The sequence below is a fragment of the Rummeliibacillus sp. BSL5 genome (assembly GCF_052928305.1).
The window spans coordinates 1535580-1561379 of sequence record NZ_JAVGCV010000001.1; the positions used below are offsets into that span (position 1 = coordinate 1535580).

At 37.5% G+C, this 25800-nt stretch carries 17 protein-coding genes; 2 read left to right on the top strand and 15 right to left on the bottom strand.

Annotation, left to right across the window (positions count from 1 at the left end; genetic code table 11):
- A complete protein-coding gene (gene uvrB, locus RCJ93_RS07785) occupies positions 1–1983 on the bottom strand; it encodes an excinuclease ABC subunit UvrB (protein ID WP_066784723.1) in 1983 nt (660 codons plus the stop codon).
- A 447-nt stretch (positions 1984–2430) separates the two neighbouring features.
- Here uvrB and RCJ93_RS07790 point away from each other — a divergent pair, with 447 nt between their 5' ends.
- Positions 2431–2991 carry a competence protein ComK gene (locus tag RCJ93_RS07790; protein ID WP_251645449.1) on the top strand — a complete coding sequence of 187 codons (561 nt, stop codon included), beginning with the start codon at positions 2431–2433 and terminating at the stop codon, positions 2989–2991.
- Here the strand turns inward: RCJ93_RS07790 and RCJ93_RS07795 are convergent.
- From RCJ93_RS07795 to RCJ93_RS07845, 11 genes are all read right to left on the bottom strand, one after another.
- Positions 2981–3334 carry a hypothetical protein gene (locus RCJ93_RS07795; protein ID WP_066784719.1) on the bottom strand — a complete coding sequence of 118 codons (354 nt, stop codon included), beginning with the start codon at positions 3332–3334 and terminating at the stop codon, positions 2981–2983. The two genes, RCJ93_RS07790 and RCJ93_RS07795, sit on opposite strands and share 11 nt — an antisense overlap.
- A gap of 219 nt (positions 3335–3553) precedes the next feature.
- Positions 3554–4652, bottom strand: a protein-coding gene (gene prfB, locus RCJ93_RS07800) for a peptide chain release factor 2 (RefSeq protein ID WP_446738963.1) whose coding sequence is annotated in 2 segments (ribosomal slippage) — positions 3554–4579 and positions 4581–4652 — 1098 coding nt in all. Because the reading frame shifts where the segments join, the coding sequence is not laid out codon by codon here.
- Between the two features lie 265 nt (positions 4653–4917).
- Positions 4918–7425, bottom strand: coding sequence for a preprotein translocase subunit SecA (secA, locus tag RCJ93_RS07805; RefSeq protein ID WP_251645448.1), 2508 nt, complete (start codon positions 7423–7425; stop codon positions 4918–4920).
- Positions 7426–7815: 390 nt separating this feature from the next.
- Entirely contained in the window at positions 7816–8385 is a 570-nt protein-coding gene (gene hpf / locus RCJ93_RS07810; protein ID WP_066784713.1) for a ribosome hibernation-promoting factor, HPF/YfiA family, read from the bottom strand.
- A 240-nt stretch (positions 8386–8625) separates the two neighbouring features.
- Positions 8626–13191: a hypothetical protein gene (locus RCJ93_RS07815; protein WP_446738743.1), complete on the bottom strand. Its 4566-nt coding sequence runs from the start codon at positions 13189–13191 to the stop codon at positions 8626–8628.
- 143 nt (positions 13192–13334) lie between these two features.
- The gene (locus tag RCJ93_RS07820) at positions 13335–13721 is read right to left on the bottom strand and encodes a PilZ domain-containing protein (protein ID WP_149031980.1); all 387 of its coding nucleotides are present in this window, start codon (positions 13719–13721) and stop codon (positions 13335–13337) included.
- Positions 13722–13840: 119 nt separating this feature from the next.
- The gene (locus RCJ93_RS07825; RefSeq protein ID WP_147194642.1) at positions 13841–14200 is read right to left on the bottom strand and encodes a flagellar protein FliT; all 360 of its coding nucleotides are present in this window, start codon (positions 14198–14200) and stop codon (positions 13841–13843) included.
- Positions 14200–14598 carry a flagellar export chaperone FliS gene (gene fliS / locus RCJ93_RS07830; protein ID WP_084246847.1) on the bottom strand — a complete coding sequence of 133 codons (399 nt, stop codon included), beginning with the start codon at positions 14596–14598 and terminating at the stop codon, positions 14200–14202. The genes RCJ93_RS07825 and fliS overlap by 1 nt, the downstream gene beginning before the upstream one ends.
- A 41-nt stretch (positions 14599–14639) precedes the next feature.
- Entirely contained in the window at positions 14640–16160 is a 1521-nt protein-coding gene (locus RCJ93_RS07835; protein ID WP_446738744.1) for a flagellar hook-associated protein 2, read from the bottom strand.
- Positions 16161–16172: 12 nt separating this feature from the next.
- Positions 16173–16514, bottom strand: coding sequence for a flagellar protein FlaG (locus RCJ93_RS07840; protein WP_066784695.1), 342 nt, complete (start codon positions 16512–16514; stop codon positions 16173–16175).
- Positions 16515–16652: 138 nt separating this feature from the next.
- Positions 16653–18749, bottom strand: coding sequence for a methyl-accepting chemotaxis protein (locus tag RCJ93_RS07845; RefSeq protein ID WP_150283702.1), 2097 nt, complete (start codon positions 18747–18749; stop codon positions 16653–16655).
- A 407-nt stretch (positions 18750–19156) separates the two neighbouring features.
- On the opposite strand from RCJ93_RS07845, the gene RCJ93_RS07850 reads away from it, so the two are divergent.
- Positions 19157–20848: a methyl-accepting chemotaxis protein gene (locus RCJ93_RS07850; RefSeq protein ID WP_150283701.1), complete on the top strand. Its 1692-nt coding sequence runs from the start codon at positions 19157–19159 to the stop codon at positions 20846–20848.
- Positions 20849–21215: 367 nt separating this feature from the next.
- Here the strand turns inward: RCJ93_RS07850 and RCJ93_RS07855 are convergent, their stop codons facing one another.
- From RCJ93_RS07855 to RCJ93_RS07865, 3 genes are all read right to left on the bottom strand, one after another.
- On the bottom strand, positions 21216–22781 hold the full coding sequence (locus RCJ93_RS07855; protein WP_446738745.1) for a Vga family ABC-F type ribosomal protection protein: 1566 nt from the start codon (positions 22779–22781) through the stop codon (positions 21216–21218).
- A gap of 321 nt (positions 22782–23102) precedes the next feature.
- A complete protein-coding gene (gene lpdA, locus RCJ93_RS07860) occupies positions 23103–24554 on the bottom strand; it encodes a dihydrolipoyl dehydrogenase (RefSeq protein ID WP_446738746.1) in 1452 nt (483 codons plus the stop codon).
- Positions 24555–25775, bottom strand: a complete 1221-nt coding sequence (locus tag RCJ93_RS07865) for a dihydrolipoamide acetyltransferase family protein (protein ID WP_446738747.1) — start codon at positions 25773–25775, stop codon at positions 24555–24557.
- Positions 25776–25800 lie beyond the last annotated feature (25 nt).

Consider the following 25800-nt stretch of genomic DNA (forward strand, 5'->3'; position numbering starts at 1 on the left):
TCATCCTTCCGACTTCAATTCCAAAATAGTGTCTCTTAATTCTGCTGCCCGCTCAAAATCAAGCGCCTTTGCAGCATCCTTCATTTCTGTCTCTAAAGATTCAAGCAATGTGATTTTTTCCGCCTTTGTAAGCTTTTTGCCTTTGGTTGCCTTTGTCAGATATGATTCCGGCTCCTCAGCAGCTTGTGTTGCGCGAATCACATCACGAATTTCTTTTTGTATAGTTTTAGGTGTAATATTATGTTTTTCATTATATTCCATTTGAATTGTACGACGACGTTCCGTTTCCTCGAGTGCTTTTGCCATTGAATCTGTAATGCGATCAGCATACATAATGACATGCCCATTGGAGTTTCGAGCAGCACGACCGATTGTTTGGATTAAAGAACGTTCTGAACGAAGGAAACCTTCTTTATCTGCATCTAAAATAGCGACAAGGGAAACTTCCGGAATGTCTAGTCCTTCACGAAGCAAGTTAATACCAACTAGTACATCATATGTTCCTACACGCAGCTCTCGAATAATCTCAATACGCTCTAACGTTTTTATTTCCGAATGCAAATACTGTACCTTGATGCCCATCTCTTTTAAATAATCGGTTAAATCCTCCGACATTTTTTTCGTAAGCGTCGTAATCAGAACACGTTCATTCCGTTGAATTCTATTTTGAATTTCATCCATTAGGTCATCGATTTGGCCTTCAATTGGGCGTACATCGATTTCTGGATCAAGCAAGCCAGTCGGGCGAATAATTTGCTGAGCCATTTCAGGTGTATGTTCCAATTCATAGGGACCAGGCGTTGCCGAAACATAAATTGCGTTATGAATATGTTTCTCAAATTCCTCAAATTTCAGCGGCCTGTTATCAAGCGCGGACGGCAGGCGGAATCCGTGTTCTACTAGTACGTTTTTGCGTGCTTGGTCTCCATTATACATACCACGGATTTGCGGCAATGTAACATGGCTTTCATCAATGACAAGTAGAAAGTCTTCCGGGAAGTAATCAAGCAATGTGTAAGGTGTAACACCAGCAGGGCGCAATGTAAGATGCCTTGAATAGTTTTCTATGCCAGAGCAGAAGCCCATTTCGCGCATCATTTCCAAGTCGTAATTCGTTCGTTGCTCTAAGCGCTGTGCTTCCAGCAGCTTGTCTTCTTCTCGCATATGTTTTAATTGATCTTTCAGTTCTACTTCAATATTATCTATTGCTTTTAATAATTTCTCCTCACGCGTAACGAAGTGAGATGCTGGGAAAATAGCAATATGTTCTCTATCTCCAAGCACTTCGCCTGTCAATGCATCTACTTCTCTAATGCGGTCAACTTCATCCCCGAAAAATTCAATACGGATACAGTGTTCATCCCGAGATGCAGGGAAAATTTCGACTACATCTCCTCGCACTCTAAAGGTACCACGCGTGAAATTTATATCATTTCGTTCATACTGGATATCTACTAGTTTGCGGAGCAGCTGGTTGCGTTCAATTTCCATCCCTGTACGAATGGACACAACCATTTCACGGTATTCTTCCGGATTCCCCAAGCCATAGATACAAGAAACGGATGCAATAATAATTACATCATCTCGTTCAAACAAAGAGGAGGTGGCAGAGTGCCTCAGTTTATCGATTTCATCATTGATGCTGGCGTCCTTTTCAATGTAGGTATCGGTTTGTGGTACATACGCTTCCGGTTGGTAATAATCATAATAGCTGACGAAATACTCGACAGCATTATTTGGAAAAAACTCCTTAAACTCGCTGTAAAGTTGACCTGCGAGCGTTTTATTATGCGCAATGATCAACGTCGGCTTTTTCACTTCTTTGATAACGTTTGAAATCGTAAAAGTTTTCCCCGTTCCTGTTGCACCAAGAAGTGTTTGATGCTGTTTATTTTGTCTAACGCCTTCAACCAGTTCTTTAATCGCTGCAGGCTGGTCGCCACTCGGTTGATATGCGGAATGTAATTCGAAATCTTTACTCATTTGGTTCCTCCCCGTTCCTTAAAACTCATAGACATATTTTAACATAGCTACGCACAAGTATCCAGAAATAAGCGAACGTACGTTTTATTGTTTAAATAAAAAAACCGCCCCATCTGAACGGTTTTTAATTTTTAAATTGAATGATAACAGTCACAGTTTTCGACTTTGGGGGCTTTTACTGAGAAAGTAAAACAAAAATAGTTTAATTTTACCCTCATATGGCCCAAGCAAAGTATTCATTCTGCCAACAAAAAGAGAAGAACGACCAATGATATGTCATTTTTCTCTGTTTTATTTCCTGAAATGCTTTTTGTTAGTATAGGAAAAACAACATGAATATGCAATCTTTTTTACTTTCTCATCTATCTATAGAAATAGAGTAGTTGAGATCATTATATACCCGTAAATTTAGTCTTTGAATCCACCAACATACTAGGAGGAATAAAAATGGAAATTATAAAAATTCATGAATTTTATCTAACACCGGATATTTGCATGCTTAAACCTATTTTGCTAGACAAACGAAATTATTCACTTGTTATTGAGCTCAATCGTCAATACATCGTCTCGTGTACCGTGACCCGATTGATTAATTATATTTGCACTTCACTCGGCACTTCATTGGACGTATCACTGGAATATTCAAATTACGTATTTAGCAAAGTAAACGAACATGCTAAATCAGACACGATTATTAAACTACCTATCATCTTAACGGCTCTTTTACAGCCATATATTTTCTTTCCGACTGCATCACCTAAGAAAAAGCATAACGCATGGATTTTGTGGCAAAATTTTAGAGGACATACTATGATGAATAAACAAGAAATGGGCTTATATTTCAAAAAAGGAGTTTATATAGAGGAACAATTAAGTTTTACAACACTTTCAAGGCAGCAATATTATGCATCCATCCTTTATTTCCGTCATATGGACGAGGTGATCAATAGGCATCAAAAAATAGACAATCGTTCAATTATAGAGCGCGGCTTGTTTCTTATGACTTAGATAAATAGTGAGTTAACAGTTCTTCCACATGATTGCGCAGCCGAATATTCGAGTATCGGCGGCAATCTTGGGCTCTTTTATTGATAAAAATGTATTCGGAGAATAGATCATCTCGCTCCCCGCGGAATACTTGCAGCTGATGCATAGCCAAATAACGTTTCGTCTCAGCCAGTTCTTTGTGGACTCGCTTGGTTGTCTGTTCAAGTAGCCTTATATATGGTTGTTTTAATTTAAAATGCCCTTGCTCAAATTCTTTGCTATCACGCTTTAGAATTTGCAGCACCATTGGCAAGTAAATGGCCTGCTCTAACCTATGAATTGCTTCATTCGATAAATTCAACATCGCCAACAACCTCCATAGAAAACAAACGTTCTTATTTTATTTTATATTCGAGTTACTCATTTAGCAAGTAAAATTAAGAACAAACGTTTGGTATGATTTGGCTCAATACCCAAAATAGAAAGAGACAAGACCGCTACTAGCAAAAAATACGCCCGTTCAGATGAGACCTTGCAAAAGTCTATCCACTCGGGCGTATTATTTATTCATAACTTACAGTTTTTATAATTGTGAGCGCAAATATGCATTAATAAACTGGTCAATATCGCCATCCATCACCGCTTGGACATTACCGGTTTCTGTGTTGGTGCGATGGTCTTTCACCATTGAATACGGATGGAATACATATGAACGGATTTGGCTACTCCAGCCGATTTCCTTCTGTTCACCGCGGATATCATCTAGCTGAGCTTGCTGCTCTTCTACTTTTAGCTGATACAATTTCGCCTGCAGCATATTCATCGCTTTCTCACGGTTTTTAATTTGTGAGCGTTCAGCCTGGCATGCCACCACAACACCTGTTGGCAAGTGAGTAATGCGGACAGCGGATTCTGTTTTATTGATATGCTGACCACCTGCGCCTGATGCACGATAGGTATCTACTTTTAAATCTTCTGTACGGATTTCAACAGCAATCTCATCGGTAAACTCCGGCATGACATCTGCAGATACAAAGGAAGTATGTCGGCGTCCAGCGGAATCGAATGGTGAAATACGTACAAGGCGATGAACGCCTTTTTCGGCTTTCAGGTAACCGTATGCATTATGTCCGCGAATCGCAAGTGTAACAGATTTCAACCCTGCTTCATCGCCTGGCAAGTAGTCTAATGTTTCTACTTTGAAATCATGTTTTTCTGCCCAGCGCGTATACATACGCAAAAGCATAGATCCCCAGTCTTGGGATTCGGTACCGCCTGCGCCTGGGTGAAGTTCCACAATGGCATTGTTTTGATCGTAAGGATCGCTTAAAAGCAATTGCAGTTCGAAATCCTCGGTGCGTTTTTTAAACTCATCCATCTCTTTAAAAAGTTCTTGCTGCAATTCTTCATCTGGTTCCTCTTTCAATAAATCCAGTGTCATTTCAAGGTTTTCCTGCGTTTCAACTAATTCGTGAAATTCGTTGACGATTTCTTTTAACCCTCTGGATTCACTGATAATTTTTTGCGCATTGTTTTGATCATCCCAGAAAGATGGCTCAAGCATCATTTCATCCAATTCTTGAATCCGCGCCTCTTTGTTTTCTAAGTCAAAGAGACCCCCTAAAGTCTTCTAATTTTGTGGACGTCCCATCAAGGTCGTTCCGAACATCAGATAATTCCATCATAATTTGTTCCTCCAATTACATTAAATATTCAATAACTTATCACGCATCTTAGTCACTTTTCAACAACTAAGGCTGAATGTTATTCACTGTAAGTATAGTTATAGAAGGGATAAGATTCTATAACTATAGCTATGAAAAGACATAAAGGAGTTGTTCAAAGTTTGAACAGCTCCTTTTGCCAATTACATCATTCACTTTATCCTACATTACGGGCAGTAAGAGCTCATCAGTGGGAGATAAAGGATCCCACTATTTTTACTCTTTAGACAGCGCCGTGGCAGTTTTTATATTTCTTACCGCTACCACAAGGGCATAAATCATTACGACCTACTTCTTGCTGTTTACGGACTGGCTTGCGTTTAGAAGTCTTTTCATCGGTTTTCGGATTTACCGCTTCACCCTTCGCTACTTCTTCACGTTCAAGATTACTGCGGATTTCTGCTTTCATTGCATATTGAGCAACGTCAGAACGGATAGCTTCTACCATAGCTTCGAACATCGCAAAGCCTTCTGATTGATATTCACGAAGCGGATCTGTTTGAGCGTAAGCACGTAGATGAATACCTTGGCGCAATTGGTCCATTGCATCGATGTGATCAATCCATTTAGAGTCAATTGCACGAAGCAAGATAACTTTCTCAAACTCGCGCATGCGGTCTGGCGTAAGTTCTTCTTCTTTTCGGTCATATTCTTTTTTCACTTCAGTGCGAAGGAATTCAATGATTTCTTCTTGTGTTTTCCCTTTGAATGAATCGACAGTGGCAATGCCTTCTGGTAACAAATTAGCACCTACAAAACTTGCTAGTCCTGTTAGATTCCATTCAGTTGGATTTTCTTCAGTTGTATATGAATGAACTGCGCTAACTAGTACTTCGTCTACCATTGATTCGACTAAGCCACGCATATTCTCTGTTTCCAATACCTCATAACGCTCTTTATAAATGATTTCACGTTGTTGACGCAAGACATCATCATATTGCAATAAGCGTTTACGCGCATCGAAGTTATTACCTTCTACACGTTTCTGAGCAGATTCAACGGCTTTGGATACCATTTTCGATTGGATTGGCTGTGTATCGTCCATCCCTAATCTTGTCATCATGTTTTTCATGCTTTCTGAGCCGAAACGTTTCATCAATTCATCTTCCAAAGAAAGATAGAATTGTGTGATACCAGGGTCACCTTGACGTCCAGCACGGCCTCGCAACTGATTATCGATACGGCGTGATTCATGACGTTCTGTACCAATAACGGCTAATCCGCCTAAATCTAGTACGCCTTCGCCAAGTTTAATATCTGTACCACGACCAGCCATGTTTGTTGCAATGGTTACAGCGCCTTTTTGACCTGCTTCTGCAACAATCTCTGCTTCGCGCTCATGGTTTTTCGCATTCAAGACATTGTGCGGAATGCTGCGTTTTGCTAATAAATGCGAAATTAATTCTGATGTTTCGATAGCAACTGTACCAACAAGTACTGGCTGCCCTTTTTGATGACGGTCTGCAATTTCATTTGCCACCGCTTCAAATTTACCTTGCATAGATGCATAGATTAAATCCGGACGGTCATCACGTGCAATTGGTTTGTTAGTCGGAATCACAACAACATTCATATTATAAATATTGCGGAATTCCTCTTCTTCCGTTTTAGCTGTACCTGTCATACCAGATAACTTTTCATACATACGGAAATAGTTTTGGAACGTAATTGTCGCCATGGTCATAGACTCGTTTTGAATTTCTACGCCTTCTTTTGCTTCAATGGCTTGGTGTAATCCTTCTGAATAACGGCGGCCTTGCATAATACGTCCTGTAAATGAGTCAACGATTAATATTTCACCGTCTTGTACCACATAATCAACATCCAAGTGCATACTAACATGCGCTTTTAACGATTGGTTGATGGCATGGTTTAGACCAACATGCGTTAAATCAAACAAGTTATCAATATTGAAAGCTCTCTCTGCTTTTTCAATCCCTTGTTCTGTCATTGTAACGCCTTTAGTTTCTACATCATAATTGTAGTCTTCATCTTGTTTCAATGTGCGTACAAACGCGTTTGATTGTTTGTATAAGGCAGCTGATTTATTCGCTTGACCAGAAATGATTAAAGGTGTGCGGGCTTCATCGACTAAGATGGAGTCCACTTCATCGATTACTGCATAATGCAACGGACGTTGAACACGTTCTTCTTTATAAAGAACCATATTGTCGCGCAAGTAGTCGAAGCCAAGCTCGTTGTTTGTGCTATACGTGATATCACATGCATAAGCTTCACGTTTTTCATCTTTTGACATGTTATTCAAGTTCAAGCCAACTGTTAAACCTAAAAATTCATATAATGGACGCATCGTTTCAGCATCACGGCTTGCTAAGTACTCGTTGACTGTAACAACATGCACGCCTTTATGAGTAAGGGCATTTAAGTAAACAGGTAAAGTGGAAGTCAACGTTTTACCTTCCCCTGTCTTCATCTCAGCAATATTCCCTTCATGAAGCGTTGCGCCCCCCATTAATTGAACTGGGTAAGGGTACATGCCTAAAACGCGTTTAGATGCCTCACGAACAACTGCAAAAGCTTCAGGGCGAATTTTATCTAAATCTTCGCCGTTAGAAAAACGTTCGTAGAATTCATTCGTTTTTGCTTTTAATTCTTCATCTGTTAATTTAGCCATATCTTCAGCAAATGCATCGACTGCACTTGCAACTTTTTCTAAGTGTTTTAATTCTTTTTTATTTGGATCAAAAATTTTATTTAATATGCTAGGCATTGATTTTCACATCCTATATAGTCTCAACCTTCATTTTAACACTGTCTGAACGTTTAAAGCAAATGAACAATTAGTAAAAATCTATTATTCCTAAACAAATAATACAAGGAAAAAAGATATACAGAATTGAAATTTACAAATCTATTCAGTGTGATGAATTAAATCATCTACTGTGGCCGTTCACTTAACATATAACAGTAATGATAACTTAACAGTAAAGTAAATAAATTGAAAAATCAATCTTTAATTTCTTTTAAAAGAAATACATAGAAGGAAAGGTTGGATTTCGAAAATTGATAAGGAAGAATATCACATAAAAGCCCAGCTGAGCAAACATTAGGTTGCTCCTGCTGGGCTTATCTAAAACGCAAATACTATGAATTTATTATCTTAACTAGTTTCAATCAGTCCGTATTTACCATCTCTGCGTTTGTATACGATATTTGTTCCGTCTGACTCTGCATCTGTGTAAATAAAGAAATCATGGCCAAGTAAGTTCATTTGTAGAATGGCTTCCTCTTCGTCCATTGGTTTCAAGGAAAGTTGTTTTGTACGGACAACTGATAGTTCTTCCTCTGAATCATTCGGATCAGCTACTGCTCCAGGGGAATTTTCAGTCTGAACATTTGCAAAGTAAATGCCTACTCCTTCACGATCGCGGAATTTGCGATTGACTTTTGTTTTATGCTTGCGAATTTGACGTTCCAACTTGCCAATAATCAAGTCAACTGCAGCATACATATCATCATTAGCCTCTTCTGCACGTAAAGTTAAACTTTTCATAGGAATTGTTACTTCTACTTTCGTACTCTTGTCATTGTAAACCTTTAAATTTACATGAGCAATCGCATTAAGATCTTCATTGAAATAGCGTTCTAATTTTTGAAGCTTTGTTTCAACGTACTCTCGAATTGCTGGAGTTACCTCAATGTTTTCACCACGAATGTTAAATGTTAGCATGTAAACTCCTCCTTTAATCAACCATACTAATATTATTCTACAATGCCCGTTAAAACCCTTCTTAAAACACATAATTAATTAATTTTTTTTGATGTTGTTATTGTGTTCTGCCACTATTTTGTCTTATTTCCACTAAAGTATATTGCTTGGGACTTAGATATAGAACAAAATAATATATTTTTGATATTTTGGATTTCAAAAAAAGACCCGAACGCCATAACGGCTCGGGCCTTCATTATATTAAAGATTATCCAATTGGTTTTTAATATCATAAACCGCATAGAAATATTGATAGCGTTGAAGTACTTTGCGATCAATAAGCGTGCTTAATTTGATTTCTTCACCCTTGATTAGCTTTGGTATATTTAGATCTTGGTAAAGCCGTTCAAGAATAACCATTTTGTCGACAATGTCTTTACTACATGTCCCAGTTCCACAATTATTATTTGTTTCATCAGCAGCAAGTTCCTCTACCTCGGCTACGCCTTTTTCAAAGTCTGCAAGCTTTTTAATAGAAGGTTCGATATTTTTATCTGTCCTATATTCTCTTAATTTGCTTTTATTCTTCACATAATTTTGGGCATTGACCGACATAGCGTCATAAGTTTTGCCTGCTTCAATGACTGCTTTTGTGTAACCAGATTTTCCAGGTGTAATAGCCACAATCTTTTTATCTAGCTCTTGAGCGGCTTTAATATTGTCACCTTCATTTAGCAAGGCCTTTTGAGGTACAGTTAACGCTTCTTCTGCTATTGCCTTTTGGTCCTTCCCCAACTTATTGTATAGTGTTATGGCCTGTGCAATATTATCAATATACTGATTATCATACGGAGTGCCAGGATCTGTTAGTATTGTCACAATTGAAACGATGGGAGCATATTTATTGTAAATAGCCAGTACTTTGCTATCTACATAAGTTAATGCTTTTTTGTCAAGTCCATTATACAATTTCACTGCTTCTAATATATCAGCATATGGACTTTTGGGATTCAAGCGATTGACAGCCTTCTCAAAAGCATCTGCCTTTTCTTTTGGCGTTTTGTATTCTGTCCCAGATTGTATACTATCAAAATCCGTTACAACATATTTTTTAGCCGTAGTCGACAATTTGCCATAATCTTGGATAAGTTTTTTCAAATCAGTACCGTACTTTTTACTGTTTGGATCAAGTGATTGATAGCTCTTATCGAGTTTTTGCGCTTGTTTGATAGCTGTTTCTTCGGTTAAAAATTCCTTATTCAAGCTTGTTGTTTTTGTAACAATAGCTTTTGGATCTAACGATAATTTTTTATAAATGGCAATTGTGGAAAGCATTAATTGAATATCGTTATTGCTGTACTTTCCATTTTTATTTATCTTATCAATATTTATATACATATCTACTAAAGGAGCATAGCTATTATATTTTGCTAGCGTTGGCTTATCTAGAAGCGAAAGCTGTACTTCATTTAGTGCATTGTATTGTTTCACAACAGAATTGACATCCTCGTACAAACTGTTCTTAGACAACTTGTTCAAAGCTTGAATAAATGTATCAATTTCGGCTTTAATAGTTGCTGCATTAAAACGATTAGCAAAATCCTCAATCTCTTTCGAGTAGATTACATAAGCCTGAACGTTTGGACCCGCATTCATGTATCTATAATACAGAGCAATTGCACCATCTCTATAGCTAGAGCTAGTTGGCTTTAACGCTTCATACGCTGCATTGATTTTTTGTGCTTCTAGGAAATTCTGAATCGCCACATCATTCAACGGGATAGACGGACGAATAATTTCATTTTCTTCAAAAACTCGATTTGGATCATACGGAATGTTGTGTGATTCTTCATACGAGTGGTCGTTTGCATACCTTGGCGCCTTGCTGACAATAGCTCTTTGCGGTGAATCTAATTGATTATAAAGAGTAATAACCTTTACAATACTATTTACGTCATTTTTATTTTTTAGTTTATCACCAGAAGCATATCCTTTTCCTTCGACAAACCGTCCATATTGCACATACATGCTTTTGGCGATGTCCTGAATTGTCAGGATATCTTCGAATTTATGATATTGTTCCATAATTGTTGGATCTATAATCGTTTCTAAAGGAACATTATACTGCGCATTAATCTTGTTGTATTTTACGTTATTCACATAGTAATCTTTGACTTTTTTTACATCTTGCACGCCTGGTGTATAGCCTTTATTACTAACTTCCGACAGGTCTTTCACCATTTGTTCGAATTCCCTAGCTGTCGCAAGTTGTGGAATATATCGCGTTGCTACTTCTTCCAAGGCCTTCTTGTTTGCTACATATTTTTTCACCTGTGACGGTGCACGGTCATAAAGAGTGTAATAGACTTTCAAAACGTCTACTTCATACTTGCTGTCAGTAGGTTTAATTTTTTCGAATGCTTTATCAATAGTTGAAGCTTGAGCTATCTCATCTCCATCTTGCAAAAATTTATATTTAGAGCGATCTGCATCATCTATTACTTTTTTCGGATCAGCTGCCAGCTTTTTATACGTTTTGATGGCTTGTTGAATATATTCAATATTAGTTGGTGAAATATCGTTTTCATTCGTAATTTTTATCAAATCAAACATTTGCATGATATCCGCAATTGGCTCATATTGCTTATATTTTTTTAAGATTTTGCTATCAACAAGATTGCTTATTTTTGAATAAGGTTCTACCTTTGCTAAATAGTAACGGACAACTGGCAGTACATCTTGCGTTGCATTACTTTTACGATTCAATTGGTTAACCATTTCTTCAAAGGTTGAGGCAAGCTGTTGTTGGCTTTTATAGGCTTGATCTAATCCTTCCATTTTTAGGCCATTTACCAAATATTTAAGCGTATCAGGTGATGCATCTAGATAATCGATGTGAACTTTTTTCGCTTCTTTCGGATAGTTTTTGCTCGATTTTTTCAGTTTAGCATAAGCTTTATCGAGTCCTTGCGCCTCTTTAATATTGGCTTCTTCACCTGCCAGCATCTCAATTGTCGGTTTGTGTGTTGTTGTCGAATTGTCTACAATTGCTTTTTGAGGAGTACCTAGCTTTTTATACGTTTTAATATTGGATAAAAGGTCAGTAATATTCTTTGTAGAATAGCCATAATAACCATTACTTAATGTTTTATCTGGAATTTTATTAAACGCTGTTACCACTTGTGGAATGCCTGCGTATTGGTTGTATGTCTTAAGAACTATTTTATCTACTAATGCTGTTTGGTTTGGTTTTGCATTAGACATAGTATTATATTTTGCAACAACTGATTTTACATCTTGTAGAGTGCTATTTGCCGATAATTTATTAACGTCTATAGCAAAGTCATCAGCTGCTATCTTTGCTTCTTTGTAAACTGGAGACGTAGGAATTGCGGCAATGGTAAGCGCATTCTTTATAAATCGTCTAACATCAATGATGGCATTATCATATGCATCAAAAACCTTTTGCAGGTCTGCTAAGTAAGTTGGACTCGTTTTTTTCTTTTGCACTGAATCATAACTTTTATCTATAGTCTGTGCACTAGCCACATTTTTTTCTTCTAAAAGATATGGCTTTTTTTCCTGTGCGTTTGCTTGAACTATCTCTTTCTGATCTGCTCCAAGCTTTTTATATTTTGCAAGCTGGTCGATTAAATTATCAATTTGGGCTGAAGTTAATGAGCCTGGCACAACTTTAATAAAATCAGGTAAATTTAATATTCCTTCAACAATACTTGGTATGGTTTCGTACTTTTTATATGTAGCTATTATCTTTTTATCCACAACATCAATTGGCGCCAGTTTAGGATAAACGTTCGGAGTAGAGCTCGCTGTCGGTTTGCTTATATTTTTATAAGAAGTTACCGCATCCTGTATTTTTTTTAGTAACTCTTCTTTTGATGCACTACCTTCATCAATGGAATCCACAAGGTTCGCAAAAGTCGCTGCAGCTACTATTTGCTTTTCGTAGATTTTTTGTAGTTCCACAATTTTAGAGCTGTTCGGCATAAACCCTGCAACTTCGCTATCTGCTACGGTTGCATTTGTGTATTCCCAGTACAAAGCAACAGCATCTTTACCATACGTATTGCTGGATGTCTTTAAACTTGCGTATTTTTTCTCCAATGTGGCAGCTGTTTTAATTGTGTCAGCTTGAGTTAGATAACCATTTAATTTACTTTTCTCGTCTGAACTCATTAAATGGTCTAACAGATTTTTTTGAGCGCCCGAAAGCTTATTATAAGAGGTTAAAAAGTTATATATTTTGGGGCCATTTTTTTCTTGTGTTCCGCTATTTGCATTTCCTACAGCTAGCGTCATTAAACGATATGAACCTGTGACATTGCTATAATGATTTAATTTTTTTACTGTAGAAGCAGGAACAGCCGCTTTGGATATTGCATTCATGCTATCATAGGTCTTTTTCAGCGGAGCAGCTTTTGTTCTGTAGTTTTTATCAGTTAATTTAGTGACATCAGCTTGGAGCTTTTTTACTTTCTTAAGAGCTGGCTGTATTTTTGCCCAATGTTTTTTTAAAGTTGGATAATTCGCAACTAACTTTTTGTCTTTTTTCGATAGTTTATCGTATGCGCTTTTGGCAGTTTTTGTTTTTTGGATGTAGTCAACTTTTTGAGATTTAATCGCTTTAATCTTATTAATAACTGCTTTAGCTTTTTTACTTGTTTTTTTGGATACCATCGTAATATCAGCATGGGTTGATATATCAGGACCAGCTTGTGCTTCTGTACTTTCCTTGCTAGCAGCAGACAAAAACGCTGGCGCCATTAATACAGCTGCAAGTCCCATAGCGACAAATGATTTACGCATATGAATCCCCCTTTATGTAATGTTATTTATATAGTCTCTCTTCTATTATATCGGAAGAAAAATTGGTAATGTTAGAATAACTGGTTTATTAAGAAATGAAAAAACCCCGTAAAGATTTGTTTCTCTACGGGAATAGTCTACATTTATACTTGTTGTTTTTTATCAATAATTTCTTGTTTACGACGTAATTTCAATTCTGAAATTATCAGCGTTTCAATCAGCTCATCGGTTTCTAAATCAATACCATAATAATAATGGCCAAAAGCAGGACGCTTCCATTTCACTTCACCATGTACAGCAATAGGTTTGGTATGTAAGACAAAGAGAAGCTCAATAACGCAAACTTTGCCTTCAATTGGTAAATTATCGTTTAAAGCAATCCTCGCACCGCTGGGGCTTAAATCGACTAACTGGCAAAATTCTGAGGTTGAAGAAAAATCCTGTACAATTCCGTCCATTATTACTTTATACTTTGAAGTTATCCTGTTCTCAAATATATGCCGAAATGACTCGGTACGTTTAAACTTCATAACGCTTTCCAACACCTTTACTACTAAATTGTTTCTATTATAACGAGAGTGACAATATGAAGAATATAACAAAAAAAAGACTCTAGCAAAAACAGCAGCCTTCGCTAGAGTAATTACTTTTACTTCTTACCATCAAAGTAGCTACCATCCATCACACGGACACTCGCATAAGGATCAACATAACTTCGTTCAGATTTCTTAGATAAATGGAGATTCTTTATATCTGTTGAGAGTTCATCTTTTTGGGCTTTCAAACGTTTTCGGATTCTTTCATCCAGTTCCCGCAACTGTTTTTCAAACGGATGACCCGGCAGTGGATTTACTTCCAACTGCTGTAGTTCCTCAATAATAGATCCCCGTTCATCTAGTAAACGTTCTGTGATTTGTAAATAATCATCCCGCTCTTTATCCGGCGGCAGCTCGGACAAATGTTTAAAAAGTTGCGCGGATACTTGCAATAGTTGTTGAAGCAAATCCATTATAATTGATTCCCAACAAACTGTTTTTGTCTGTTAAACTTAATGACTTCTTTCCATGTATCACGGAACTCTACCACTAAGCCCTCCACTTCATCAATAATGGAAGGGTCACTTTTTATATTCGCCTCCATTAAACGACGATTCATATAGTCGTAAAGCGGCATCATTTCATTAGAAACAGCTAGATCCATATTTAATGTGGACATTAATTCTGTGATAATATTTTGGGCTTTAATAAGATTTGTATTTTTCATTTCAATATTTTTTTCAAGAATTCCTTTTTTGGCTTGATGCATAAATTTAAGACAGCCATTATATAGCATAAGTGTTAGCTCACCAGGAGAGGCGGTTGTGACACTATTTTGTTTGTATGCATTATAAGCATTTTGTGCTTGCAAGTTGGACAACTCCTTTATATTTTACAAAGTTCTTAAATTATCTATTGGGCGAAGTAAGAGGCTTGGCTATTCGCACGTGCAATTGCATCCTCCATGGCAGAAAATTGCTTCCAATAACGGTCTTCAATCATTTTTAAGCGGTCTTTCCAATCAGCAATTTTGTCTGTTAGACCTTCAAGTTGTTTTCCAAGAGTATATGTGTTATCCACAGAAGAAGCTTTGCCTGCACGTTCTTCAATTGTTTTTACGGTATCTTGAGAAATTTTACGCATTTGCGCAACTATCCCTGTGTTAGGCTGAGTAAAGATTTTCATTACACTTTCTGGATCTTTCGTCAGGGCTTCTCGAAGCTTGTTTTCATCAATCTCTAACTTCCCGCCATCGTTGTAGGTTTTGGTTGTAGTAATGCCGATTTCAAATAGAGCTTTCTTATTTCCATCTCCAAATTCTACTGATTTATAAAGAGTGCTGCGCAGACTGGAAAGCGCATTACGCACAATAGAATCGCTACGTATTGATCCGGATTTCGCCTTTTCTTCCCATTTTTTAATTTGATCTTCAGTCATTTGAGAGCGCTGTGCATCGGTAAGTGGCTGATAATCCTTGTATTTGGCTTCACCAATCTTATCATTCAATGAGGTGATGAGATTATTGTACATGTTGACGAAGTCTTTCATCTTGTTTACCATTCCATCTGTATCAGTTGTGGATGTAACCGATATTGGACTGATAGAATCTTTAGCAAATTTTTCTTTTAGAGTAATAGTATATCCTGAAATAGAGAGTTGGTTTGACGTGCTATTCATCGTAATTCCGTTTATAGTATACTCAGCATTTGTACCCTCAATTATCTGTGCATCAGCTGCCTCGAAACCAAGGCCTTCCATAAGAGATTTATCATTAGCACTATCCGCTTGGATAGATGCCCCACCATCCTTAGGTAATCCTGTTGCATTTGCGGTAAGTGACATTTTTCCGTCTGCGAAAATTGCTGTTATACCAACTTTATTCAGTTTACTTGTAAAACTAGATAATGTGTCTGTGCCTTTATATGCAATGCTTTCTTTTTTCATTGACCCATCTTTTTGTAAAACATTTAGAGTTAGGGTCCCTTCTTCTGATGAAAATCCAGGAATTTGAGATAATAATGTATTTTCATCAGCTATCCCTGAATTTGTTGTAATTTTTCCTGACACTAACCTACCAGAAGTTGCAAGGCTTGTGATACTCTCTATAGAAAGCGATCCGCTAGCTGTTGAAGATGCAGTAGCAGAGATTTTAGAGCTATCGGATACATTAACTGTCTTTGTCGGGAATTTACTTTGCAAACCAAATTCATCAAAAAATGTTTTTTCAAACGTGGATAGCTTTGTATTCACTTCCCGATAAGCATCTCGTTGCCATTCATATTTTTGCTTTTGTTGTACAAGTTTTTCCATTTGCATGCTTTGCGCTTGCATTAGTTTTTCTACCATAGATTCCGTATCAATTCCAGATGCTAATCCTGTAATACGGCTACCGCTTGTTTGTAAATATGAATAACTCGATATATTGTTCGCCATTTCATTCACTCCTTAAATCTTTTCGTCTACTATATTTCCGATAATCTTTTGCATTTCATAGTAAGCATCTAATACTTGTTTAGATGGGATTTCACGAATCACTTCATCTGTTTTCGAGTCGACTACTTTGACATAATACTCTTTCAATCCATCATGATAGACAAACTTCAAGTTATTATTATGTACCTCCATGAACTCATTCAACTTGTCTATTGCCTTCTGGAAAGTGGCTTTTGGTATGTCATTTTCTTTGTTTTGATTTAAACTTTCTTCCGTTGATTCATTCGCATTTTTTGTTAAAGGTGTATTTGCTATAGCCGGATCGACCGGCGGCATCTGTGAAGCAATTCGCATAGACAGATTCCTCCCTACAATTAGCATGCATAATTAGTTACCTTTAATATCGGATAAGTCTTTTGCTTTTCAATAGTTCATTAGAAAGAAATCAAAAAACCGCCCCTCCAAATAGGAATAGGCGGTTTGTCTGTTCAATTATTTAAAACGTTCAATAACATCTTCTAATTCACCGGCAATTTGTTTCATATGCTCAGTAGAAGTAGACACATGCTCCATTTCTTGTTGTTGTTGGACAGCAGATGCACTCACTTCTTCCGCTGATGCGGCCGTTTCATCTGAAATTGCTGCTACATTGCGGATTGCTTCCATCGCTCTTTCTTTATATGTCAGCATTTCTTCTAGCTTATGGGACAATTGCTCAATGGTGCCGCCCATTTCTTTTGCTACTGACGCGTTTTCCATAAATGTTGTCTCGGTATCAGAGACAGATTGATTGGTGGTTTCCATCAATTCTATATTATGTTGAATGAGCGAAACTGTTTGAGCTGTTTCATTCAAAATTTCTTTCACTGTATGCTGGATACTTTCTGTTTCTGAACGTGATTGCTCAGCCAACTTTCTTACTTCTTCGGCCACAACCGCGAATCCTTTGCCATGCTCCCCTGCTCTTGCAGCTTCGATACTCGCATTCAATGCCAATAAATTAGTTTGTGCTGTAATGCCCTGGATCGATTCAATGACCGCATTAATTTCTGTCATCTTATGGGATAGAACTGAAATTTGAGCTTCCACTTTACTGTTCATATCATTAGTGGTTTCATGATGATTACGAAGCAATTCTACTTGCTTAATTCCTTGTTTAGTAGAATGAGCTGATTTCAGTGACAACTGATCCATATTTGCTGAAAGTGCTGCTAATGCATCAATCTGTGAAGAAAGATCCACCATTTGCTGATTTGTATTTTCTGCATCAATTGATTGTTGTTGTGCACCTTGCGCAATTTGTTCTACTGCTGCTGCCACTTCTTCGCTCGCTGCTGAAACCTCTTCAAATGCACGATGCACGTTCGTAGATGTTTGATTCAAGCGCGAAGTAGATTCTTTGACCGTGCCAATGACTTCATTTGTCTGGTCTAACATATCATTGAATGCTATAGCTACAAGCCCAATTTCATCTGGGCGTATTTGCGATTCATCTATTTTCTCAGTTAGATCACCTGAAGCTGCTTTTTCAATAGATTTTCTTAAGCTGGCAAGAGGTTTCAATTGCTTATGAATGAACCAAAGCGACACAGCTGCCATCAAAATGATGATGATGATACCTGCAATAATTGTTAAAGTTAATATAGACTTAAATGTTGCCAGAATACTTGATTTAGGAACTACCGACTGCACGCTCCATACCTCATCTGCTCCCTCGACTTTTATGGGTGCAAATGCGTTAAACGCTTGTTCTTTTAATTGCTTCGAATCTACATACAGACTTGGTATATCACCTTTTGCCAATTGGCTTTTTACCGGTTTCCAATTAATCGCATTCGCCATATTGGTTCCAGTGATTTTGGGGTTTATACTATTCGCTACCACAGTCCCATTGTCTGTGATAATGCTCGCATAACCTCCATCAGGCTTCATGTCCTTAACGAATTCATTTAAGAAATCCATTGAAATTCCAGCTGTTATAACACCTGCAAATTGATGATCTTCTGTATAAATAGGCGTAGCTATAGAAGCCACATAAATAGATTCATTTCCTACTTTAAACTCCTGTGGTTCCGTTAATACAGTACGATCTTCATTTTTGGGAATAGCATACCATTTACTTATCTCTTCATTATCATATCCGACTGCTGGCACTACATTAACTTGATCGTTATTTTTTAACATATACGGGATATATCGCCCATGTTCATCTAATAATTTTGGGTCTACTAAATTCTTTTTAGGCGCGATATTTTTTTCTAAAATTATAGATATCCCGGTAAGCTGCGAAGTATTATCTAAGTTTTGCTTCATAATACTTAAAACTGATTGTGCTGTCAGTTTATGATCGTTTGCCAGTGCTTCTAATGCATGTTTTGTCGCCTTTATTGTTTCTTCTGTGGCTTCAAATCGTTCAGAAACTTCAGCGGCATATAGTTTCGAATGCTCTTTTGCATATTTTTCTGAGTCTTGGATACTTTTTTGATATAAATTGATACTTACTAATACAGAATATATCAGGAATAATATTAGAAACAGCCCTATAATTACCCCTGACAATCTCCAACCTATACTTTTGGTCTTCTTCATGTGATTTTTCTCCCCTAGTTGTCTGCAATTAATAGCAATTTGAACCAATATACCCAAAAGGCGATCGGTACGTTAAACTATTCTACCATGTTCATTCAATAGTAAAAAGTAATAAGTATTTTTCCATAAACATTCCAAAGAATAAAAATTTTAGGTTTCAATTTAAAAATATTGTAAATTTAATAACATGTTATTATAATAGAAAAGTTGCTGGGCAATTTGACTTAATAACTATATAAAAATGCTTTTCTCATTGAAAAAAGAGTATTTACAAAACATAAATACCTTTGTACATAGCAAAATAAAGCATAATATAGGTCAAAAGATTTGATGTTTTAAAGAAACAACAAATTCCCAATAGAATTAAAATTATATGCTATAAAGCATAGTAGAAAAGGATGATGAAAATGAAATGGACCATTAACCGAAAACTTCTCGGTGGTTTCGGAGTAGTAATTGCGATCTTAATTGCTATGGTTGCAATAAGCTTTTCCCAACTTCGTTCAGTGAACGATAGTTATAGCTTCCTCTTGCAAGACAAAGCACAAAAAGCGGTAGATATTAAGGATTTACAGGTTGCCGTGAAGCAAGAAATGTCTAGTTTAAGAGGCTACTTACTTTTAGGAACTGATCAGGCTTTACAAGAATATACACAATCACGAGAGGATTTTAAAAATAAGTACAATAATCTACAAAGTAGGTTTAAGATCGCTGAAGCAAAGAAAATGTTAAGTGATTTAAATAGTATTGAAGATGAATATAATCAACTCTCTGAGCAAGTCATTGCACTTCAAAAACAAAAGAAAACAGAAGAAGCAAATCTTTTGATGACTTCAAAAGGAAAAGATATTGTAACCCGTATTAATGAGCAATCAAAAAAACTGTCTGATTATCAAAATGATATTTTGGACAAAGGTAACAAAGAAACATCAGACACAGTAAAACATACAATGAACGTGTTAATTATCATCGGCATCATTGCGGTTATAATCTCCATTACCATTGCATGGTTCATCGGCCGTCTTATATCTAAGCCGCTCATCGCCATTGCACAATCAACCTCGCGCGTTTCAGACGGTGATTTAACTGTTGAGCCTATTCAAGTAAAAAATAAAGATGAAATTGGCGATTTAGCTCAATCATTCAATTTGATGACTGATAACCTTCGTAGTTTAATTCATAAAGTAAACAATAATGCAGTCCAAGTTGCTTCTTCAGCAGAAGAATTAACTGCTAGCGCTGAACAAACTTCACTGGCGACAAACCAAATTGCAACGAGCATCCATGAAATTTCTAGCGGTGCAGAATTGCAAGGCCAAGGTGCAATGGAAAGCTCTAGTGCAATGAATGAAATGACAGTAGGTATTCAACAAGTAGCCGAATCTTCAGCACAAGTTTCTGAACTATCAAGCGATACATTAAAAGAAGCTAATAATGGCCATGACTCGTTGAAAAAAGTGATTTCCCAAATGAACACCATTACAGATGTAGTAGATGATTCAGCTAGAGTCGTCAAAAACTTGGGCAGCCATTCTGAAGAAATCGGCCATATTATTGAGGTGATAACTTCAATCGCCGATCAAACAAATTTGTTAGCACTAAACGCTGCGATTGAATCAGCTCGAGCTGGCGAACATGGTAAAGGCTTCGCAGTAGTTGCTGCCGAAGTACGCAAATTAGCTGAACAATCCAAGCAATCTGCTGACCAAATCGCTCAATTGATCAGCAAAATTCAAAATGATACGGCACGTGCAGTAGATGTTATGACACAAGGAACACATGAAGTGCAAGTCGGCATGACTGTCGTACATGAAGCTGAAACTGGCTTTAAAGAGATTGTGAAATTAATAGAACAAGTTTCTTCCAAAATAGAAGAGTCTACAGCTATCTCTGAAGAAATGTCAGCAGGCGCTGAACAGATCAACGCCACTATGGAAGATATTGCTCAAATAGCACAAACTTCCGCGACAAATACTCAACACGTGGCTGCTGCTTCTGAAGAGCAACTGGCATCAATGGAGGAAATTTCTTCTTCTGCTTTGGCGCTATCTAAGATGGCGGAAGAGTTGCAAGAACATGTGAACCAGTTCAAAATCTAATTTATCATTGATTTATAACTTTTAAATATCAACACACACGAAAAAGACGCTACTCGATTGAGTAGCGCCTTTTTCATCCCACTAGTTGCGGGATTCAAGGGAAATTACTAGAAAAAAATTCTAGCGCTAAATATAACGGTTCAGGACGAGTGTTCCTTTCGCCCGGAAACTAAATTCCCCGTACAAGGTGTTTTCCAATACATCTTCTGCAGTCGCTGTTAAACACTTCATGTCTATCAGTCCCTTTCGTTGTAGTATTGTTTTTCCCTTGTATTCTATATATACCCGCTGTCGCAGGCTTAAAACATATTTTATAAAATTTGTTAGGATTGATAGTAACTTTTTCTTCTGACTACCAGTTACGGAGCTATTTTAATTCCCTTTTTTCTTTCAGGAGCCTTTGAAATTCCAACTCTAATTCACTAGACGGTTCAATACTTAGGCGGCTGAGCACTTCTGTTATTTTTGTCTCTAATAAGAGAAGCTGGTCAGACTTAGAATTATCTTTTTTAGGCTTTTGTTGCTGTACATATTGCGTATAACTACCTTCGAAAATATGGATCTTCTGCTTCTTAATCTCCAGTATTCGAGTAGCAATCTTTTCAATAAATTGACGGTCATGTGATACAAAAATAATTGTGCCTTCATAATCTTGCAGGAGTGATTCTAAAGCTTCTACTGCTTCGGTATCTAAGAAATTGGTCGGCTCATCTAGCACTAATGTATTTAGGTCACTGACAAATAATTTGGCGAACGCTACTTTTACTCGTTCACCCCCGCTTAATACACCAACAGGTTTATACACATCATCATCATAGAAATGCAAGCGAGCAAGAACTGTACGGATTAAGTCTTCCCCTCTTTTTGAGGTAGATTGCACGTTTTCTAAGATTGTTTTTTCAGTGTCTAATATATCGAGTTTCTGACTGAAATAGCCCATTTGAATAGAGGGAGAAATCGAAATGCCTGCATCTCTTGCCATTATTTTTTTAAGGAGCGTTGTTTTCCCTGTTCCATTTGCTCCGATTATTGCTAATTTATCGCCGCCTCGTATGAAGAAGCTTGCTTTTTTCCATAGCTTTCTTTCCCCGAAAGACCCTTCCACATTTTCAAATCGAAAGACAATACGTCCATTTACCAAATCTGCATGAGGTAAATCCATTTTTATAGGGGCACGCTCTTTGCTCTTTTCCACTTTTTCAAGATTTTCTATTCTCGTTTCAATGGCTTTAGCAGATTGATATAACTTTTTTTGTTTTTTTGCAAAGTATGGTTTTGTTCCAGTAATTCTAGCTTCTGAGGAGCTCAGCTTTTTCGGTTTTTTTGTGGCTCTTTTTGCTTTTTCCTCTTTTAATATTAAAGCTTCTTCAAGCTGTTTCTTTTCTTTCACATACTTTTCATATGCCGCTTGCTCTTGATTCTTTTCCACTTCTTTTTGTTTTACATATTCACTATAATTGCCTTTATATTTTGTCAGATGGCCATCTCTTATTTCCCATATACTCGTGCAGAGAGCATCCAAAAATGTCCGGTCATGTGATACTAAAATAAATGCTCCTTGCCAGCTTTTCACACTTTTTTCCAACCAGTTGATATGAGAAAGGTCTAAATGAGTAGTCGGTTCATCTAATAGCAGTAATCCTGAATTTTGATTGAGGCTTTTTTGAATATATTCTTGTGTGACTTCTCCACCGCTTTTGGTTGTGATATCAACCTTTAATTGCGGAATATATTCACACTCTACATATTGATGCACAAACCCATTATCAGGCGTTATTTTCTGAGCCAAAATCTGTAATAGTGTCGTCTTTCCGCTTCCATTCGGTCCAACCAGCCCAATCCGTTCATGCTGTTGCACCTCGAGTTCTGTAATATCCAACAACAAACGATCTTTTACATAATGTTTTATTTGTCCCGCTTTTAATACCTGCATAAATTCATCTCCTTTTGGAGACAGAAAATGCCTCCTATTTTATGCAGAATAGGAGGCATTCATAAATAGAGGATCATTAAATAAGCCTATAAAAAGACCATTCAATCCAACTATAGAAATACAATCCTATTCTGAAAATGACAATTGAAGGCATCAAAAAGAAGCGGTGTCCGCCTACTTAAAACCTTCATTTGTGTGTTTTCAATCATAGGATTAGTAAATCATTTAGTTGGGTCACCCTCTCGTCCGTTTGAATTACAATTATCTTAAACCAAAGAGCAAAATTCTGTCAAATGAAATTTGCCCTCTGTGGAAAATCTTTTACCTAATAAAGCTCAAGGAACTTTCCTTTTGCCTTTTTCCCTTTGGTACAGTATGGATTGCCTGGCCAATAAGCCCTTCCACACTTTCTAACAGGGCTTCATTCATACTAGGGTGGGCAAAGGCCGGAAATTTTGCATCCTCTTCTTTCGCTGCCATTTCCAATAGTTGAACAAATGTGCTTGATAGCTCAACCGCTCCTTCTCCTATCATATGAATGCCTAAAATAAAGTCATTTGAAGCATCTGTCACTACTTTAATAAAGCCATCTTTATTGCCAGTAATCATAGCATAGCCATTACTCCCCAATGCAAATTGGTTTACACGAAGATCGATTCCGAGATTTTGGGCTTGCTGTTCAGTCAAACCAACTGAAGCAATTGGCGGAATGGAATGAACAATGGTTGGTAGGAATCCTAAATCTACCTCCGGATTGCCACCAGCAATCGATTCTACTGCGGCTTTGCCTTGCTTAATTGCCTTTACTGCGAGAAGCGGACCTTCCGTCACATCCCCGATCGCGTAAATAGAGGGAACTGTTGTCCTCATATTTCGATCAATCTTTATAAACCCATCTTCATTCTGCTCGATACCAAATCGTTGTAGCCCTAGATCCTCTACATTCGGCTTCCTGTTCCCTGCTGCGAACAAATGTGTACCTGAAACATCCTCTTCTTTTCCTTGCGTTCTAAACCTTACATCGATACCTGCTTCTGTTTCCTCGACTGACAAAATCTTGGCTTCTTTGTAGATCTTTATCTTCTTTTTCTTAAGTAACCGGTTCAATTCCTTAGTGATAGAACTATCAAATAAAAAATCATCTGTGTCTTCCAATAGAATTGTCACTTGAGCCCCTAATGCATGAAAGCTTGAAGCCACTTCTAGCGATATATAATCATGGCTATAAACGATTAAATGCTCGGGCAACTCCTGCAAATCAAATATTTCATGAGAAAGTAGCATGCGCTTATTGTTTTTTGGACATCCCTCTGGCAACACAGGGCTACTACCTGTAGCGATAATTGCTTGCTTGAACGTATAAATATCAAATTGGTGGCCATTTTCAACACCAATCCGATCTTCTCCAATCAGTCCTGCCTTCCCTTTAATTATCTCTACTTTATTGGCTTTGCAAAGTGTTTCTACACCACTTCTGAGTTGTTCAGTTACTTTCGATTTATAAGAAAGCAGCTTGTTTAGGTTAAATGATGCTTCACCAACGAAAAGACCTAGCTCTTTCATATGCCCAGTTTCTGACTGTTTTTTCGCAGCATATGTAAACACTTTAGACGGAATGCAGCCTCTATTCAAACAAACGCCGCCAAGTTTTTCTTGCTCTATCAACGTTACGGATAAACCAAGCTGCGCAGCACGAATGGCTGCACTATATCCGCCGGGGCCGCCACCGAGAATGACCAAATCTCTTTCTTGACTGATATCTCCAACGACCATCTATATCATCTCCAGCATCAATTTGTTTGGCTGCTCAATTAAACTAGCAAAACGATTTGTAAATGCAACCGCAGTAGCACCATCTGCAACACGGTGATCGAAAGACATGGACAATGTCATCATATGGCCAATAACAATCTCGTCATTCTCCGTCACGATTGGCACTTTTTTTGTTTTATGGAAAGCGATCAGTGCTGTTTCCGGATAGTTGATAATTGGTGTTGCTCCTGTACTTCCAAGCGGCCCCACATTGCTGACAGTAAATGTGCTGTTTTGAATATCAGCAGCCGCTAGCTTACCGTCTCTCGCCTTTTCATTAAAGCATTTCATCTCATCATGAATCTGTTGTATTGATTTCTTATCAGCATGGTGAATAACTGGCACAATTAAGCCTTCTTTTGTATCTACCGCCATGCCGAGATGGTACTCTTTTTTCAGCAGTATTCTATCGTTTTCTTCATCGAGTTCTGCATTAAATACAGGGAAATCTTTCAAAGCAAATACCAGGGCTTTCATGAAGAAAGCAGGCACCGATACATGAACGCCTTCCTTCTTTAATTCCTCCCGCAACTTCAGAAGACTTGTCATATTGACTTCGTCAAAATGGGTCACATGTGGAATCGTAAAGAGGGATTTTGTCATTTTCTTCGCGATTTGTTTGCGTATACCCCGGAACGGAATTTCATCAGGCGATATTGGCTTTGCCAGGATTTCTGGCTCTACAATAGTCGATACAGCTTCATTCTCTGCTAACTGTTCTCCCTTCATAAACCGGTATACGTCTTCTTCTGTTACCCTTCCAGAGGGATCCGATGGTGTAACATCTTCAATATTGATATGGTGATCGCGTGCAATTTTGCGTGTATAGGGAGTAGCTAATACGCGATTAAACGAAGAAACAAACTCATTTTTCTCCTTTAATAGGACCGGAACTTCTTCTTTAGGAGTTTCAGATGCCTTTCCTTCACTAACAGGTTCTATGCTTCCTTCTCCTTCAATGTAAAGCAGCGTCGTACCTACAGCTACGGTTGTTCCTGCATTAATAATAATTTCTTTTATTGTACCGGCTCCAGGTGAGGGCAATTCTGCCACCATCTTATCCGTCTGCACTTCTACAAGCGGCTGGTCAGCTATCACCCGATCTCCTGGTTTAACAAGGTAATGAATAATTTCACCTTCTGTCATTCCTTCTCCGATATCATGAAGTTTTACCTCTAGCATAGACGTTCCCCCATTTCAAAAATCA